The 15,022-nt window shown below is 49.6% G+C and carries 15 protein-coding genes; 7 read left to right on the plus strand and 8 right to left on the minus strand.

Annotation, left to right across the window (positions count from 1 at the left end):
* Positions 1 to 99 precede the first annotated feature (99 nt).
* A complete protein-coding gene (locus AC3ISQ_RS06955; protein WP_489351774.1) occupies positions 100 to 1,176 on the plus strand; it encodes an AI-2E family transporter in 1,077 nt (358 codons plus the stop codon).
* 42 nt (positions 1,177 to 1,218) lie between these two features.
* Here the strand turns inward: AC3ISQ_RS06955 and bcp are convergent, their stop codons facing one another.
* Both bcp and AC3ISQ_RS06965 read right to left on the minus strand, forming a co-directional pair.
* Positions 1,219 to 1,683: a thioredoxin-dependent thiol peroxidase gene (gene bcp / locus AC3ISQ_RS06960; protein ID WP_489351776.1), complete on the minus strand. Its 465-nt coding sequence runs from the start codon at positions 1,681 to 1,683 to the stop codon at positions 1,219 to 1,221.
* Positions 1,683 to 2,258, minus strand: a complete 576-nt coding sequence (locus AC3ISQ_RS06965; RefSeq protein WP_489351778.1) for a glycine cleavage system transcriptional repressor — start codon at positions 2,256 to 2,258, stop codon at positions 1,683 to 1,685. The genes bcp and AC3ISQ_RS06965 overlap by 1 nt, the downstream gene beginning before the upstream one ends.
* A 144-nt stretch (positions 2,259 to 2,402) precedes the next feature.
* Between AC3ISQ_RS06965 and dapA the strand changes: the two genes are divergently transcribed.
* The 5 genes from dapA (at position 2,403) to AC3ISQ_RS06990 (ending at position 8,300) form a co-directional block, all read left to right on the plus strand.
* Positions 2,403 to 3,284 (plus strand): 4-hydroxy-tetrahydrodipicolinate synthase, encoded by an 882-nt coding sequence (gene dapA, locus AC3ISQ_RS06970; RefSeq protein ID WP_489351780.1) that lies wholly within the window; start codon positions 2,403 to 2,405, stop codon positions 3,282 to 3,284.
* A gap of 16 nt (positions 3,285 to 3,300) precedes the next feature.
* Complete coding sequence (gene bamC / locus AC3ISQ_RS06975) at positions 3,301 to 4,341, plus strand: outer membrane protein assembly factor BamC (RefSeq protein ID WP_489351782.1); 1,041 nt, start codon at positions 3,301 to 3,303, stop codon at positions 4,339 to 4,341.
* A 134-nt stretch (positions 4,342 to 4,475) separates the two neighbouring features.
* Complete coding sequence (gene purC, locus AC3ISQ_RS06980) at positions 4,476 to 5,189, plus strand: phosphoribosylaminoimidazolesuccinocarboxamide synthase (RefSeq protein WP_489351784.1); 714 nt, start codon at positions 4,476 to 4,478, stop codon at positions 5,187 to 5,189.
* A 163-nt stretch (positions 5,190 to 5,352) separates the two neighbouring features.
* Positions 5,353 to 6,228: a KPN_02809 family neutral zinc metallopeptidase gene (ypfJ, locus tag AC3ISQ_RS06985; protein WP_489351786.1), complete on the plus strand. Its 876-nt coding sequence runs from the start codon at positions 5,353 to 5,355 to the stop codon at positions 6,226 to 6,228.
* A gap of 71 nt (positions 6,229 to 6,299) precedes the next feature.
* Positions 6,300 to 8,300, plus strand: coding sequence for a tRNA(Met) cytidine acetyltransferase TmcA (locus AC3ISQ_RS06990; protein ID WP_489353165.1), 2,001 nt, complete (start codon positions 6,300 to 6,302; stop codon positions 8,298 to 8,300).
* A 2-nt stretch (positions 8,301 to 8,302) separates the two neighbouring features.
* Here AC3ISQ_RS06990 and AC3ISQ_RS06995 read toward each other — a convergent pair whose 3' ends face one another.
* From AC3ISQ_RS06995 to AC3ISQ_RS07015, 5 genes are all read right to left on the minus strand, one after another.
* A complete protein-coding gene (locus AC3ISQ_RS06995; RefSeq protein WP_489351788.1) occupies positions 8,303 to 8,488 on the minus strand; it encodes a YpfN family protein in 186 nt (61 codons plus the stop codon).
* A gap of 3 nt (positions 8,489 to 8,491) precedes the next feature.
* Positions 8,492 to 9,166, minus strand: a complete 675-nt coding sequence (locus AC3ISQ_RS07000; RefSeq protein WP_489351790.1) for a M15 family metallopeptidase — start codon at positions 9,164 to 9,166, stop codon at positions 8,492 to 8,494.
* A complete protein-coding gene (gene dapE, locus AC3ISQ_RS07005) occupies positions 9,163 to 10,290 on the minus strand; it encodes a succinyl-diaminopimelate desuccinylase (protein ID WP_489351792.1) in 1,128 nt (375 codons plus the stop codon). Before dapE ends, AC3ISQ_RS07000 begins: the two co-directional genes overlap by 4 nt.
* Positions 10,287 to 10,652, minus strand: coding sequence for an ArsC family reductase (locus AC3ISQ_RS07010; protein ID WP_489351794.1), 366 nt, complete (start codon positions 10,650 to 10,652; stop codon positions 10,287 to 10,289). Before AC3ISQ_RS07010 ends, dapE begins: the two co-directional genes overlap by 4 nt.
* A gap of 119 nt (positions 10,653 to 10,771) precedes the next feature.
* Positions 10,772 to 11,251, minus strand: a complete 480-nt coding sequence (locus tag AC3ISQ_RS07015) for a tetratricopeptide repeat protein (protein ID WP_489351796.1) — start codon at positions 11,249 to 11,251, stop codon at positions 10,772 to 10,774.
* Between the two features lie 190 nt (positions 11,252 to 11,441).
* Here AC3ISQ_RS07015 and ypfM point away from each other — a divergent pair, with 190 nt between their 5' ends.
* Positions 11,442 to 11,501 carry a protein YpfM gene (ypfM, locus tag AC3ISQ_RS07020; protein ID WP_489353166.1) on the plus strand — a complete coding sequence of 20 codons (60 nt, stop codon included), beginning with the start codon at positions 11,442 to 11,444 and terminating at the stop codon, positions 11,499 to 11,501.
* Between the two features lie 70 nt (positions 11,502 to 11,571).
* On the opposite strand, the gene AC3ISQ_RS07025 is transcribed toward ypfM, so the two are convergent.
* A complete protein-coding gene (locus AC3ISQ_RS07025; protein WP_489351798.1) occupies positions 11,572 to 14,901 on the minus strand; it encodes an autotransporter outer membrane beta-barrel domain-containing protein in 3,330 nt (1,109 codons plus the stop codon).
* Positions 14,902 to 15,022: the final 121 nt, after the last annotated feature.

Below are 15,022 nucleotides of genomic sequence, written 5' to 3' on the forward strand. Positions count from 1 at the left end.
GACGTAGCCAATAATGAAACTTCTGCCCGTTGATCATCAAGTTATTAATTATGTAAAAAACTATTGGGCACTGCATATGGATTTTAGGAGCACCTGCTAATGCTGGAGATGTTATTACAATGGTATCGCCGCCGTTTTACCGATCCGCAAGCTATTGCGCTGTTGGCGATCCTGATCGGCGGGTTCTGCATACTCTATTTCTTTCATGGCATCCTGACGCCGCTACTGGTGGCGATTGTCTTAGCCTATTTGTTGGAATGGCCAACGGCGCGTTTACAGCGAGTGGGTTGTTCGCGCACCTGGGCGGTGAGTATGGTGCTAATCGTGTTTGCGGGTATCGCTATGCTGTTGGTTTTGGTGGTTGCGCCAATTGCTTGGCAGCAAGGCATTAACCTGATGACTGATTTGCCGACCATGCTCAACCAGTTCTACAACTTTGCCGCCACGCTACCAAAACGTTACCCGGCGCTGGTGGACGCGGGCATCATCGATATGATGGCGGAAAACCTGCGTAACCGTTTGTCTGGTGTGGGTGAGTCGGTGGTAAAACTCTCGGTAGCCTCATTGGTTGGTTTGCTAACGTTAGCGATTTACCTGATTTTGGTCCCGCTGATGGCATTCTTCTTGTTGAAAGACAAAGAGCAAATGCTGAATGCGGTGCGCCGTGTGTTGCCACGTAACCGCGGGTTAGCAGGGCAGGTATGGATTGAGATGAACCAACAAATCACTAACTACATTCGTGGCAAAGTGGTGGAAATGGTGATCGTCGGTGTAGCGACTTATCTGGTATTTTTCATTCTGGATATGCGTTATTCGTTGTTGTTGGCCGTGTTAGTCGGTTTCTCGGTGTTGATCCCTTATATCGGCGCGGTACTGGTTACCATCCCGGTGATAGTGGTCGCGCTGTTCCAATGGGGAATCGGTGCTGATTTCTGGACCTTGATCATTGCCTATCTGGTGGTGCAAGGGTTGGATGGCAACTTACTGGTGCCGATTTTGTTCTCAGAAGCGGTTAATCTGCACCCGTTGGTAATTATTCTGGCGGTGATTATTTTCGGTGGGCTGTGGGGCTTCTGGGGGGTATTCTTTGCTATCCCATTGGCAACGCTCGTGAAAGCAGTTATTCACGCTTGGCCAGATGATATGTTGGTAGAGATTGAAGAAAAGGCTGAGTAAGCCAATAAAACTGGGCGCAGCGGCTGCCGTGCCCAGTGAGAATTATTGTTTCAGGTAATTCAGAACAATATCATGGTGGTTGGTGGTCTTGAAATCATCAAACACCTTTTCCACCTTGCCATTGCCATCAATTAGGAAACTGATGCGGTGGATACCATCATAAGTTTTACCCATGAAGGTCTTTTCACCCCAAACACCAAACTGCTCAGAAACCTGATGATCTTCATCAGACAACAATGTGAAGTTGAGCACTTCTTTCTCTGCAAAACGCGACAACTTCTCGGGTTTATCGGTGCTGATACCTAGCACTTCAACCCCTGCCATTTTCAATTTATCCATATTATCCCGCAGGCCGCAGGCTTGTACGGTACAACCTGGCGTCATGGCTTTAGGATAAAAATAGACCAACACTTTCTGTCCCTGGAAGTCGGCCAAGTTAATTTCTTCACCGTCCTGGTCAAGTAAACTAAATTTCGGCGCTGTTTCACCGGCTTTCAATGGGCTCATCACTTCTCTCCATCTTTCTCGTCATGCTGTGGATAGTTCACAACGCTAATACTGCCTTGTGCATTCAATTCTGTACATAGGCGATGAAAGGCTTGCTCAATATTTGATGAATTGTTATCTCCGGTACTGTGCGCAGTAATCTGGATATACAACTGCGCAGGTTGTTCACCTTCCGCCGGTTGGGTACGTGACACCAATTCGGCAATGTTCATCTGACTGGAATCAAACAACGCGGTAAAACGCTCAATCAAATGGGGTGAATCTTTGACTTCCACCTGAACCCACACTGTCGTGGGCATGGGTGGCCTTTCGTGTGAATTTGTGCGTTTCATCACAATCAATAAATCTAGCTCTGCGCCTTTTTGCGGCAGAGTGGATTCAATCAGGGTAATAGCGTTCCAACTGCCGGAAAGCAGCATGATAAAGGTGAACTCATCACCCAGCATGGCCAGACGGCTATCTTCGATATTGCATCCGCAACTACTGACGTGGCGGGTGATGGTGTTGACGATACCGGGACGATCGGCACCGAGCGCGGTAATCACGAGATAGTGTGCATCTGGCTTTGGCGACATGGGGGTTCCTGAGCGATTAAATAGGGTAGATCAAGGAAAACACAAAAAAAACCGCCTGCCAAGCGCTGACATCGTCGATGTTCGCTTGCTTTTGGATAGGCAGCAAAAGTACCATGAATGACTTGTTTGTAGAGGGGACGGCCAATGTTTACGGGAAGTATAGTTGCGCTGGTTACGCCGATGGACGACAAAGGTAATGTCGATCGCGCGAGCCTAAAAAAATTGATTGATTATCATGTGGCTAGCGGAACTGCGGCTATTGTCGCCGTCGGGACAACCGGTGAGTCAGCCACGCTTGCACACGATGAGCATGTTGATGTGGTTTTACAAACGCTGGAACTGGCGGCGGGTCGCATTCCGGTGATTGCCGGAACCGGTGCCAATGCTACCGCAGAGGCTATCTCCCTAACGAAGCGTTTTGAAAATACCGGTGTAGTAGGGTGTCTGACTGTCACGCCTTACTACAATAGGCCGATGCAGGAAGGGCTTTATCAGCACTTTAAAGCCATTGCTGAATGCACCGAACTGCCGCAGATTCTGTATAACGTGCCATCACGTACCGGTTGCGACATGCTGCCTCCGGTGATTGCGCGTTTAGCCAAAATCAAAAATATTGTGGCAGTAAAGGAAGCGACAGGGAACTTAAGCCGGGTTAGTCAGATCCAAGTGCTGGTTGATGATGAAGATTTCATTCTGCTGAGTGGCGATGACGCCAGCGGTCTGGACTTCATGCAACTGGGTGGTAAGGGCGTTATTTCCGTCACGGCTAACGTGGCAGCACGTGAAATGGCGCAGCTTTGCCAACTGGCGAAAGAAGGCAACTTCGCACAAGCTCGCCGTTTGAACCAACGCTTGATGCCGTTGCATCAGGATTTATTTGTTGAAGCAAACCCGATCCCGGTGAAATGGGCCTGCAAGACATTGGGACTGATGGCGAATGATACGATGCGTCTGCCAATGACGCCGTTGACCGAAGCCTCCCGTCCGGTTGTGGAGCGTGCGCTGAAAAGCGCTGGTTTGCTGTAACTCTTAGGGAAATTTAATGCAAAAGTCGACAGTAGCAAAAGTCGTGGGTATCTCACTGGTGATGGTGTTGGTAGGTTGTACCAGCGATCAGCGCTACAAACGTCAGGTGAGTGGCGATGAGGCTTATCTCGACGCTGCACCGCTAAAATCTCTGAACTCACCAGCGGGTATGATCCTGCCAATTCAGACCGGTAACTATGATGTGCCGTCAACCAAGACGACCGGACTTGTCGGCAAGCAACTGGATATCCGCCCTCCAGTGCAGGCGTTGGCACTGCTGAGCGGTTCTCGCGCTCAGTATTCGGCCGATAGCGGTACGCTGTTGTTGGAAAATAGTCCGCAGAACCAAAACCTGTGGTCACGTGTGGTGAGCACCTTGCAGGCGAAAAACATGGCGATCGCTTCCCGCGATGATGCCAAGCAGAGCCTGACCACTGACTGGGTGAAATGGAACCGTCTGGACGAAGATAACCAGTACGAAGGCCGTTACCAGATTAGCCTGCAACAGCAGGGTTATCAGCAGGCGCTAGTGGTGAAATCCATCGGTCTACAGCAGCAAGGTAAAACCGATCCAGTGACCGATCCTTCTGAAGTCCAGCGTTATAACGGCATGATGATGAACACCATCGTGGAAAACCTGGATAAGCAGAACAATTTGTCTAACAGCCAAGCTGCAGGTCGTACCGGTGCTCTAGACGTACAGAGCAGTGCTGATGATACTGGTTTGCCAATGCTAGTGGTTCGTGCCCCGTACCTAGTGGTGTGGGATCGCTTGCCAACCGCGCTGGAAAAAATCGGTATGAAAGTGGGTGACCGTAATCGTCCATTGGGCACCGTGGCCGTGACCTATAAATCGCTGAGTGGCAGTGATTGGGACGCCTTAGCTGTTAAGGACCCAGAGCTGAAAGATGGCGATTACAAATTGCAGGTCGGCGATCTGAACAACCGTACCAGCATGCAGTTCATTGACTCAAAAGGGAAACCGTTGACCCAGGCGCAGAACGATGCACTGGTCGCCGTATTCCAGGCCGCGTTTAGTAAAACTAGCGCACAATAATTAAAAAAGGGGCTTCGGCTCCTTTTTGTTTTATTCAGACGGTATCGTTTGCGTCGGAGTTTTGGCACAATATAGCGATGCGCGTTGTTAAAGAATTTATGGGTTAATCTTCTCTATATTACTGGAGTCATAAGATGCAAAAGTTAGCTGAGCTGTATCGCGGAAAAGCAAAAACCGTCTACACCACCGAGAACCCGGATCTGCTGGTGTTGGAATTCCGCAATGATACGTCAGCACTGGATGGTCAGCGCATTGAGCAGTTTGATCGCAAGGGGATGGTAAACAACAAATTCAACCATTTCATCATGAGCAAACTGGAAGAAGCTGGCATTCCAACGCAGATGGAACGTCTGTTGTCCGACAACGAAGTGCTGGTGAAAAAACTGGATATGGTGCCGGTCGAGTGTGTTATCCGTAACCGTGCAGCAGGCTCTCTGGTGAAGCGTTTAGGGATTGAAGAAGGTCTGGTGCTGAATCCACCGTTATTCGATCTGTTCCTGAAAAATGATGCCATGCATGACCCGATGGTGAACGAATCCTATTGCGAAACCTTCGGTTGGGTGAACAAAGAGCATCTGGCACGTATGCGTGAGCTGAGCTACCAAGCTAACGACGTGTTGAGCAAATTGTTCGACGATGCCGGTTTGATCTTGGTGGACTTCAAGTTAGAATTCGGTCTGTTCAACGGTGAAGTGGTGCTGGGTGATGAGTTCTCTCCAGACGGTAGCCGCCTGTGGGACAAAAATACCTTGGACAAAATGGACAAAGATCGTTTCCGTCAGAGCTTGGGCGGCCTGATCGAAGCCTATGAAGAAGTGGCGCGTCGTATCGGTGTTAAATTAGACTAATCCCTCGTTTTTCCTATCTTTATATGGGGCATCACTCGGTTGCCCCGTCATAATCTGATTTCCAGATAAATTCTAACGTTACTCTGTCACCTGTCATTCTATAATGGTAAGCAGTGGGCTAATTTCCTACCATTATTAAATAACCTATCTCTGGAGTTTACATATGCGTTGGCAAGGGCGTCGTGAGAGTGACAATGTTGAGGATCGTCGCGGGCAGTCCCCTGGTCCGAATCTGGGCGGTGGCAGAGGATTTCGTCCTCGTGGCAAGGGCGGGATTGTTCTGCTCGTCGTGGTGTTGGTTGCGGGTTACTACGGAGTGGATCTCAGCCCGTTACTGAACGGTGACGGCAGCAGTATCGCACCGCAAACCCAACAACAAAGCAGTACCAGCATTAGCCCGAAAGATGATGAACTAGCGAAATTCACTTCGGTGGTATTGGCTTCTACCGAAGATACTTGGAAGGAGATTTTCCAGCAGACGGGGAAAACTTACCAAGATCCTAAACTGGTGATGTACCGTGGCGCGACGCGTACCGGTTGCGGTACCGGTCAATCAATTATGGGGCCGTTTTATTGCCCGGCGGATCGTACCGTCTATATCGATTTGTCGTTCTATCAGGATATGAAAAACAAGCTGGGTGCGGACGGTGACTTTGCTCAGGCCTATGTGATCGCCCATGAAGTTGGGCACCATGTGCAGAACCTGTTGGGCATCGAGCGTAAAGTGCGTCAGATGCAGCAAGGAGCCAGTCAGGCGGAAGTTAACCGTCTGTCGGTGAAGATGGAGCTACAGGCAGACTGCTTTGCTGGCGTTTGGGGCAAAAATGCCGAGAAACAGCAAATGCTGGAACCGGGCGACTTACAAGAAGCGCTGAATGCCGCTCAAGCCATTGGTGACGATCGTCTGCAACAGCAAGGGCAAGGTCGCGTCGTACCCGACAGCTTTACTCACGGCTCTTCCGAGCAGCGTTATACCTGGTTAAAACGCGGTTATGACAGCGGAGATCCGAATTCCTGCAACACCTTCGCCAGCCGTTAATTTCTCTTCTCGATGCCGGTATTTGTTGACCAAAATAGTTAACTCACCGGCATTTTTAGGTCTGAATAATGATGCTACAGACAATGCAACCGCTGATGCAGCAGCAAGGTATTCGACGCTTATTGGTACTCAGTGGGGAGCCAGAGTGGTGCCGCGCTCAGGCGCAGCAACTGGTTGATACTCTGCCGGGTGATGGATTGTGGGTCAGCAACAACGCGCCGATAGGGGCTCAGTCTGTGGTGAGCAGTAATGTGCGTTCATTATTGGGACAAGAGCGGTTGCATGCGGTATTTGATGCGACGCTAGGGCTGGATGTCGAAGCTTTGGCGGCATTGACGGGAACCTTGCGCGCCGGAAGCTGGTTATTGTTACTGGTGCCGCCTTGGCAAAGTTGGGCGCAGCAGGCGGACAACGATAGCCTGCGCTGGAGCGATTGCTCGCAAGCTATCACAACACCTCATTTTATTACTCATTTACAGCAGCAATTAGTCACTGACCGAGAAGTGACACTTTGGCGACAGGGCGATACGTTAGCGTTGGCAGCGTTACCTGAACGTCCCGTTTGGCAAATCCCTGATGGTACGCCGACCGTAGAACAGCAAACGTTGTTAACGCAGTTGCTGGCTGCTGAAACAGGCGTGTGGGTACTGACTGCTGCACGTGGGCGAGGGAAATCTACCTTAGCGGGGATGTTGGTTGCCAATACTCCGCTTGAATGCTGGCTCACCGGGCCTAGCCGTGCTGCTACCGAAGTGGCTAGCGAATGGGCGCAAAGGAAAGCGCGCTTCTGGGCCCCCGATGCGTTGCTCGCTCATTGTCGTGAACAGGGCACAGATAACGTCGGTTGGTTGCTGGTAGACGAAGCCGCCGCCATCCCGAGTCCCTTACTTCAACAGTTAATGGCTTACTTCCCACGGGTGTTATTAACCACCACGGTGCAGGGTTACGAAGGTACCGGTCGTGGTTTTTTATTAAAGTTTTGTGCAGGTTTACCGCAATGGCAAGATCTGCGCCTGTATCAGCCCATGCGTTGGGCGCAAGACGATCCTCTTGAACGAATCATTGATAACGCTCTGTTGTTTAATGAGGAACCGCTCTGGCAACCAACAGGGCAGGCGCTTAATTTCAGTCAGCAGGAACAAGCGGCGCTTTGTGCCGACCCGCAACGGCTACGGCATTTTTACGCGTTGCTGAGCAGCGCCCATTATCGAACCTCTCCGTTGGATCTTCGGCGTTTGATGGATGCGCCGGGGATGCATTTTAGCGTGGCGAGTGACGATGATGATGTCGTCGGCGCATTGTGGCTGGTGGATGAGGGCGGATTGGATGCCGCATTGGCGCACGAAGTTTGGGCGGGACGTCGGCGGCCGCGCGGTAATCTGGTGGTGCAATCGTTGGCGGCTCATAGCGGCCAGTGGTGGGCACCGACGTTACGATCGCGGCGCATCAGCCGCATTGCCGTTTTGCCGGAACTGCGTCAGCAAGGGATCGCCAGCCAGCTGATTCAACAATATTGCCAACAACTGCAAGAGTTGGATTTTCTCTCGGTCAGTTTTGGCTATACCGAACCGCTGTGGCGTTTTTGGCAGGCTTGTGGCTTTGAGTTGGTACGTATCGGGAGCCAACGAGAAGCCAGTAGTGGTTGCTATGCCGCGATGGCGATTTTGCCGCTGAATGAGCAAGGGGAAGCCCTATGTCATGCGGCGCGTAAGCATCTGGCGCGAGATTGGCGTTGGCTACAGCAGCGTATCGATCTGACGTTGGAAATCCCCGGTGACGATGGCAACCCATTGTTAAATGAAGAGGATTGGCGCGAATTGGCGGGTTTTGCTTTTGCTCACCGTTCGCTAGAGGCCAGTTTAGGGGCATTGCAGCGGCTATTACTGGCCAGCAGTTTGCCGTTAGCGGCGCTGCGTGGGCATTTGCAACAGCAGTGGTCAGTCAGTGAGTGTGTGGCCGAACTGGGTGTGAGTGGTCAAAAAGCGTTATTGCGCCACTGGCGGCAGGAAGCTGCTACCGCACTGGAGCAGCTTAATGCCGATCATTGCCGTTATTGGCGGGAATGGATCTGAAGTTATTTCTTTTTCGGCCAGTCGTCTTCGGCATCCCACTCGGCGTTGTTATCGCGGTGCGGAGGTAATTCTGGCTTGTTAGCCAGGAATTTTTTATGGTCGAGACGGCGTAGTTCTTTGATTCCATTAAGAACGATACCTACCAGTATGATCAGAATGACCCACCAGTAATCAGCTACCCATTGCATGGTTTACACCTTCCCGCTTGGGGTGATAAAACGTGAAAATATTGCGGGTAAATGGTGTTGCAACCATTCAGCACCCGCCACTTCTTGGTCTTGCCAAGCCGCCAATAATAGCGCCGGTGTCAGCAAGTTTTCGGCCTCTTGTGCCAACGGATAGTAACTCAGATGCCAAGGTTCTACTGCTACACCATCACCTTCTTCGGTAAATGGACGATAAAAGCCGAACTCCGTCATGTGCGCCGTTAACCACTGATTCAACGAATAAAAGTAACCGCCTTCTTGGTATTCCCACGGCTCCAGTTGCAGTTTCTGACCTTCTGGCAGTAACGACGGATCGTATACATCCAGATCGCTACCCCAATGGTGACGGCTGGCACCCGGCAGTGCTGACCAGCGTAAAATCGCTTCACAACGATCGGCCGCAGGTAGCGGAATGACGTCAATCGGTTGGCTATCTTTATCTAATACTGGGCGCTCACCGCAGAATTTGCCATTCCAGATAGCCAATTGCCTTTCGAAATCGCGGAAGGTGCTGGCCGGTTGCAGATCAAACCCGGCAGCCTGCGCCGCTTGCTGCATAGCAAGAAACGCAGACACCGCTTGCGGTTGCAGACGGTGTTTGCCGCATAATGGCGCTAAATGATCCGTTGAGCGTCCGGTGAGCATTTCTGGCGTGATCATGCGACCAATTGCTCCATAATGCGCTGGTACATACGGCTCAGCAGTTGTAGGTCACCTGCGTTGACGCATTCGTTTACTTTGTGGATGGTGGCGTTGACCGGCCCCAGTTCGACCACTTGTGCGCCCATTAAGGCAATGAACCGTCCGTCGGAGGTGCCGCCCGTGGTTAATAATTGTGGTGTCAGCTCTGAATAGTGTTCTACCGCATTGACCACAGCATCGACCAAGGCTCCGCGCGGAGTAAGGAACGGTTGACCGGAGAGTCGCCATTCGATGCTGTAATTCAATTGATGACGTTCCAACAACTCTTCGACACGCTGTTTGATCAGGGCGTCAGTCAGTTCGGTGCTGAAACGGAAGTTGAATTGGACATACAACTCGCCAGGGATCACGTTATTGCTGCCGGTGCCAGCCTGAATATTGGCGATCTGCATACTGGTCGGCGGGAAGAATTCGTTACCCTGATCCCATTCAATACTGACCAACTCATTCAGAGCAGGCATTGCGCGATGCACCGGGTTATCCGCCAGATGTGGGTACGCCACATGGCCTTGAATACCATGAATATGCAGGTTGGCGGTGATTGAGCCACGACGACCGTTTTTCACTACATCGCCGACGCGCTCGGTACTGGACGGCTCACCGACCAGACAATAATCCAACCGCTCGTTGCGTGCCATTAGCGCCTCTACCACTTTCACCGTGCCATGTGTGGCGCTGGCTTCTTCGTCGGAAGTGATCAGGAATGCTAAACGCCCTTGATGCGCTGGATTCGCTGCGACAAAACGCTCCGCTGCCACCACCATGGCCGCCAACGAACCTTTCATGTCTGCTGCGCCACGGCCAAACAACATACCGTCTTGGATCGTGGGTTCAAACGGTGGGTTGTGCCAGTGTTTCTCATCGCCGCAAGGTACGACGTCGGTATGACCGGCAAAGGCTAAGGTTTGGCCTTCGCCGCGCCAAGCCCAGAAATTTTGCGTATCGTCAAAATTCATCGGTTCGATAGTAAAACCGATAGCTTTCAAGCGCTCAATCATGATCTCCTGACAGCCTTCATCGTGAGGGCTGAGAGAAGGGCGCTTAATCAACTGTTGAGCTAATTCGATAACGGGGCAGGTCATGCAACTACCTCGGCGATAAATTGTTGGTAACTGTCAACACTGAAGCCTAGCAGAGCGTGGCTGTTGCCGTCGTCTAGCAGTGGGCGTTTAATGATTGCCGGTTGCTCCAACATCAAAGCAATGGCGGCATCGGCGTTATCGCAGGCGTTACGCTGCGTCTCATCCAGTTTACGCCAAGTGGTGCCGCGAGTATTCAGCAGCGGCTGCCAGCCAAGGCGTTCGACAAAACCACGCAACTGCTGTTCATTCAGCCCGTCTGCGCGATAGTCATGAAATTGGTAAGTCACACCCTGTTCTTCCAGCCAGCGGCGTGCTTTTTTAATGGTGTCACAGTTTTTGATACCGTACATGGTCAACGTCATGGGGTTAAAGTCTTCTTGGTAATGATGAAAATCCAGCAGACAGCATGCCGAAAAATGGTGGCGAGCGCCACCCTGAATAAGGTGAAAGTCAGGCGGGAGAGCTAGCGTTTTATGCAGGTTTAACCAATTCGGTCTAAATCCTCTGCGTACTGACGAATAGCGCGTTGGTAGCTACTGATTTCGCGATGTGCGGACGTATCCGCCAACAGGAGCAACAAATCGGCAACCGCCTGTTTGGTATCACCTAAATTGTATAGCGTCATGGTGCGAAACAGGGTGATTTCTTTCGCCTGTGGGAATTCGGCCAAGCCTTGATCGAAGGTCTCTAATGATTGCTGATACAAGCCCAATGCACGGTAGGTGCTGCCTAATCCCAGATAGGCTTCTTGCCGTTGTTCATCTGGTAAGCCGAATTCCAACGCTGAACGATAGCAAGGAATTGCCTGTTGTTCGAACCCTTGTACGTCATATAAACAGGCGAGTTGGTAGTGCAATGATGCGTCATTCGGGGCTTGTTGCAGCAACTGTTGCGCTTGTTCAGTCGCCTCCTGATAGCGCCCTTGTTGTTTGAGTTGTTCGATACTGAGCGTCATATTCATATCCTTGTCAAATGGAAGGTCTTGCACGCTACTACGGAACATTTGAGCCGACAAGACAGTGTTTTGGGGATTTATCCGAAATAGCTGTTTCTTTTGCACTCTACGATGGAATCGTTCCCAACTCACTTCACATGGTTAAAAAACAAGCGTATAATTCATCGCGTCATATTAATGAGGTTGTGAAGTAATTATGGTTGATCGTGAATTAGGGAACTGGAAAGACTTCATCGATGAGATGCTGGCTAGCTGACGGGCACTGCGTTGAAGAATAGGTTGACAAGCAGCATCGGTTCTCTGGTGTTGCTTGCAGATTGCCTGTGTTACCAGTTAATTTTCACCCCCAGATTCCCGCTATATTCTTCAATCTGCTGTCCGTCTAGATTGCTGTTTTGGCTGAGTACCGCATACCATTTCGCCCCGTTATTCAGTGTGGCAACAACACCACCTCCCACATCCAACGTCGTGCTCTCATAGCCTTGGTTTATCGGATTATTTCCCAAAGATACTTGGCCACTGTGCTGAAAGTCGTGCCATAGGTTTACTTTCAAATAAGGCTGTATCACTCCGTAACTGACGACATAATCGCCTGTCAGTCTTCCGCCGACTCTGCCGGTGTAAACCGTTTCGCTACTATAGCGAATGTCAGATACTGCATCTTTGCTGTTATTAGCACTTAGGTGTTGAACAATAAAATGCACCTGCGGTTCAATATTCCAGTGCTCCGTGAGGCGAAAGGGTATACCGGCCTCTACAGAACCACTCAATAAACGACTTGAATAATCTGTATTCATACCCCGCAGCGAATGGGTCGAACCGCTAAGCCAGGTATACATCAATACGGTATCGAGGTAAGCCTCGCTGCGTCCGGTATACGTCCAGTAGCCTCCTAGCGAATTCCCCGTTGTCTTCACATTCCCGGCATTGGCATTGGGAAAGCCCAGCACCGAGCCATTCACATCACCATCAATATCGGTATAGCCATAAAAGAGCCCCAATTGCTGCTTGCCACCATTTTCCATCTGGTGGCTGTAAAAATCCTGTCCAACTTGAACTCCCGTGACATTACCGTCAAATGAAGAGCCGGTGTCGCCAGACCAACTATGCTGGGTATGTATTCCCAGAAAGCGTCCCCAACTGCTTGTCGAGTCTTCGGAAACGGACAATGTCTGGCTTCCCTGACGTTGGTGATAAGTGCCCAGTTGGGCCAGCCCCAGTTCCATCGCTAATGGCGGTAACACACTGTATAGCGGTGTTTCTTGGCGATATAACGGAATGCTGGGGCTACCAGGAGTGACAGTGGGTAATTCAGGGCTACCTGGTGCTGGTTGTGATTGCAGTATCACGGGAACTGACGGTTGGGCTGGTTGTGTGGTGGGAGGAGGGACCAGACTATTACGTAAATACCAGTTATTCTCGCTACCTTCGCTCACACCACCGCGAAACAAAACATATTCATAAGCACCAGCGGCAATACTGCCACCCACCAGAGAGAACGCACGATTTTCCGTGGTACTGCCGTTAATCGCAGAAACAAGCTCAATACCATTACCGGCAGTCAAAGCACCAGTACCGTTAACATTGGATAGATGAATTTGCGTTGTTCCGCTGGCACTACCTCTTGAAATCACCAGCTTATCACTCGGCGATCTCTCGTTATTCAGTTCGGTTTGGAGTTTTAGCAGGCCATTTTGGCCAATATAGTTTCCGGCTATTATGAGTGAATCATGAGTATTATTACCGCCGTTGGTTAAATTGATAACTCCAGCGTTAGTGACGTTGACTGGGCTGGTTGGATTTTGCGCTTGGATCGTCACTGTGCCGCTGTTCCCGGCCAGAAGACTGCTGTTACTAATCTCAAGTGTGCCGGTTTGTGACTGGCTGTCACCCAGTATCAATGAATTTGTCATGTGCAGTTGTGACTGATTAATCAGCCTTACGGCTTCCCATTGTGTCAATCGGCTGGGATCGTCAAAACGTGCATTATTCACTGTGAGATGATCATTTCCTAGGCCACCATTAATGGTAGGAGGGGGCGAGGTGTTGCCTACCGTCAGGTTACTCAACGTTACCTGATCGTCACCTTCACCCATTAGAATCGCACCATGAGTACGGCCTGAACCCTGCCAGAGCAGAGTGTCTTTCCCGCTCCCCATATGGATTTCACCGCCTACCTCCCCACCACTGAGAGCAACAGAATCATTACCATTGTTGGCAATAATATTCCCAGCAATATCACCATTGTTCATAATCAGTTGGTCGTTGCCTGCACCAGTAACAATAGCTTCCGAACCTGAGCCACGGATAGTGCCACTGTTTGTTATGATGGTATCGAAGGTACCTGGAAGATTAATTGCCGTACCATCAAGACCTAACATCGTACCTTGATTATTAATAATGGTAGTGCCGCCATTGTTAAAAATGGCATTTATTCCCTGCACGTTGCCCGTTACATTATTCGTGATTTGTCCATCACCGTTAAGTAATATTCCTGTTGCCGTATTGCTGATAATATTTCCGCTATTATTTACGTTGCCTCCTGCAGCAAAATTAACGCCTTGTCCTCCTACGCTATTTATCACGCCAGTTGCTGAGTTGGTTAGCGTTGTTAGACCCGACATAAATACTCCGGCTCCGCCATTTCCTTGAGTCTGAATAATACCATTGTTGGTTATGGAACCCAACGTTTGGGTGTCACTACCAATGGAATAGATACCATATGCTTCATTACCTTTTTCAGTGATTGTGCCATTGTTAATCACCTGCAAATTGTCACCGTTGACATAAATTCCGTTTGCTGAACGTCCATTGGTGGTTATTTTTGAATTATTGATTAGTTGGTTTTGTTCGCCATAGGAAAATATACCGGAGGCGTTATCTCCGTGAGTTTCTATACTGCCACTATTAATCAAATGATGTTGTGAGCCAATACCTTCAATACCATCCGCTTGAGCGCCTTGGGTGATAATAGTACCGCTGTTATTTAAAATGCTATTAATACCATCAATTTCTAATCCATAACTATTTACACCGATAGTGGTGATTAAGTTTGAATTTAAGGCTTGATGATTATTACCAAATACAGCTATTCCTGAAGAGTTGTCACCTTGTGTCGTAATATTTCCCTGATTGGTGATTAAGTTTGTGTTCGAACCTCTTTCACTAATAATGGCATCTGAGGAATTACTGTTGGTTTTTATTGTCCCTGTGTTTAGAATGCTAGTGTTATTTCCATTGGTATAGATCCCTTCCGAAAGTAATCCAGTCGTGGTTATGATGCCATTGTTAATAATGGTATTAGACGACCCTCGACTGGATATGGCATCAAAAAACAGTTCATCATTAATATCCATAGTGACAGTGCCATTATTTATTACTGTACTATTGCCAGATATCAAAACACCATTTCCACCATTGGTAATAAGAGTTTGTGCATCAGGTTGAATCAGGATGTTCGCTGTGGTTGGTGCGTTAAATTGTATTGGCACAGTATAAGGATTAGGGAGTGTATCGTCACAAACTACGGAGATGTCATGACCTAAACCTGAGTCATAAACACAGGCCGCAGAAACTTGGCCGACACATTCATAGCAAGTAGCTAATACTAAACCTATTTTCCCCACCCCAAGATAATATTGCACGCTTACTCGCATAATCGGTACCTTTAATTTTAACTTGCAATACCCTAGCTTAGGAAAAATGTTGGAAGTTGCATATTTTGTTGATATGCATAATAACTTTGTGGGTATGCTGTAGGTTTGGCGATGATATATT

The sequence above is a fragment of the Serratia sp. KH_031 genome (genome assembly GCF_057839655.1).

Excerpts from the sequence above, each read along its gene's own strand:
- AC3ISQ_RS06955 (WP_489351774.1), top strand. The coding sequence starts at position 100 with ATGCTGGAGATGTTATTACAATGGTATCGCCGCCGTTTTACCGATCCG.
- bcp (WP_489351776.1), bottom strand. The coding sequence starts at position 1,683 with ATGAGCCCATTGAAAGCCGGTGAAACAGCGCCGAAATTTAGTTTACTT.
- AC3ISQ_RS06965 (WP_489351778.1), bottom strand. The coding sequence starts at position 2,258 with ATGTCGCCAAAGCCAGATGCACACTATCTCGTGATTACCGCGCTCGGT.
- dapA (WP_489351780.1), top strand. The coding sequence starts at position 2,403 with ATGTTTACGGGAAGTATAGTTGCGCTGGTTACGCCGATGGACGACAAA.
- bamC (WP_489351782.1), top strand. The coding sequence starts at position 3,301 with ATGCAAAAGTCGACAGTAGCAAAAGTCGTGGGTATCTCACTGGTGATG.
- purC (WP_489351784.1), top strand. The coding sequence starts at position 4,476 with ATGCAAAAGTTAGCTGAGCTGTATCGCGGAAAAGCAAAAACCGTCTAC.
- ypfJ (WP_489351786.1), top strand. The coding sequence starts at position 5,353 with ATGCGTTGGCAAGGGCGTCGTGAGAGTGACAATGTTGAGGATCGTCGC.
- AC3ISQ_RS06990 (WP_489353165.1), top strand. The coding sequence starts at position 6,300 with ATGCTACAGACAATGCAACCGCTGATGCAGCAGCAAGGTATTCGACGC.
- AC3ISQ_RS06995 (WP_489351788.1), bottom strand. The coding sequence starts at position 8,488 with ATGCAATGGGTAGCTGATTACTGGTGGGTCATTCTGATCATACTGGTA.
- AC3ISQ_RS07000 (WP_489351790.1), bottom strand. The coding sequence starts at position 9,166 with ATGATCACGCCAGAAATGCTCACCGGACGCTCAACGGATCATTTAGCG.
- dapE (WP_489351792.1), bottom strand. The coding sequence starts at position 10,290 with ATGACCTGCCCCGTTATCGAATTAGCTCAACAGTTGATTAAGCGCCCT.
- AC3ISQ_RS07010 (WP_489351794.1), bottom strand. The coding sequence starts at position 10,652 with ATGACGTTGACCATGTACGGTATCAAAAACTGTGACACCATTAAAAAA.
- AC3ISQ_RS07015 (WP_489351796.1), bottom strand. The coding sequence starts at position 11,251 with ATGAATATGACGCTCAGTATCGAACAACTCAAACAACAAGGGCGCTAT.
- AC3ISQ_RS07025 (WP_489351798.1), bottom strand. The coding sequence starts at position 14,901 with ATGCGAGTAAGCGTGCAATATTATCTTGGGGTGGGGAAAATAGGTTTA.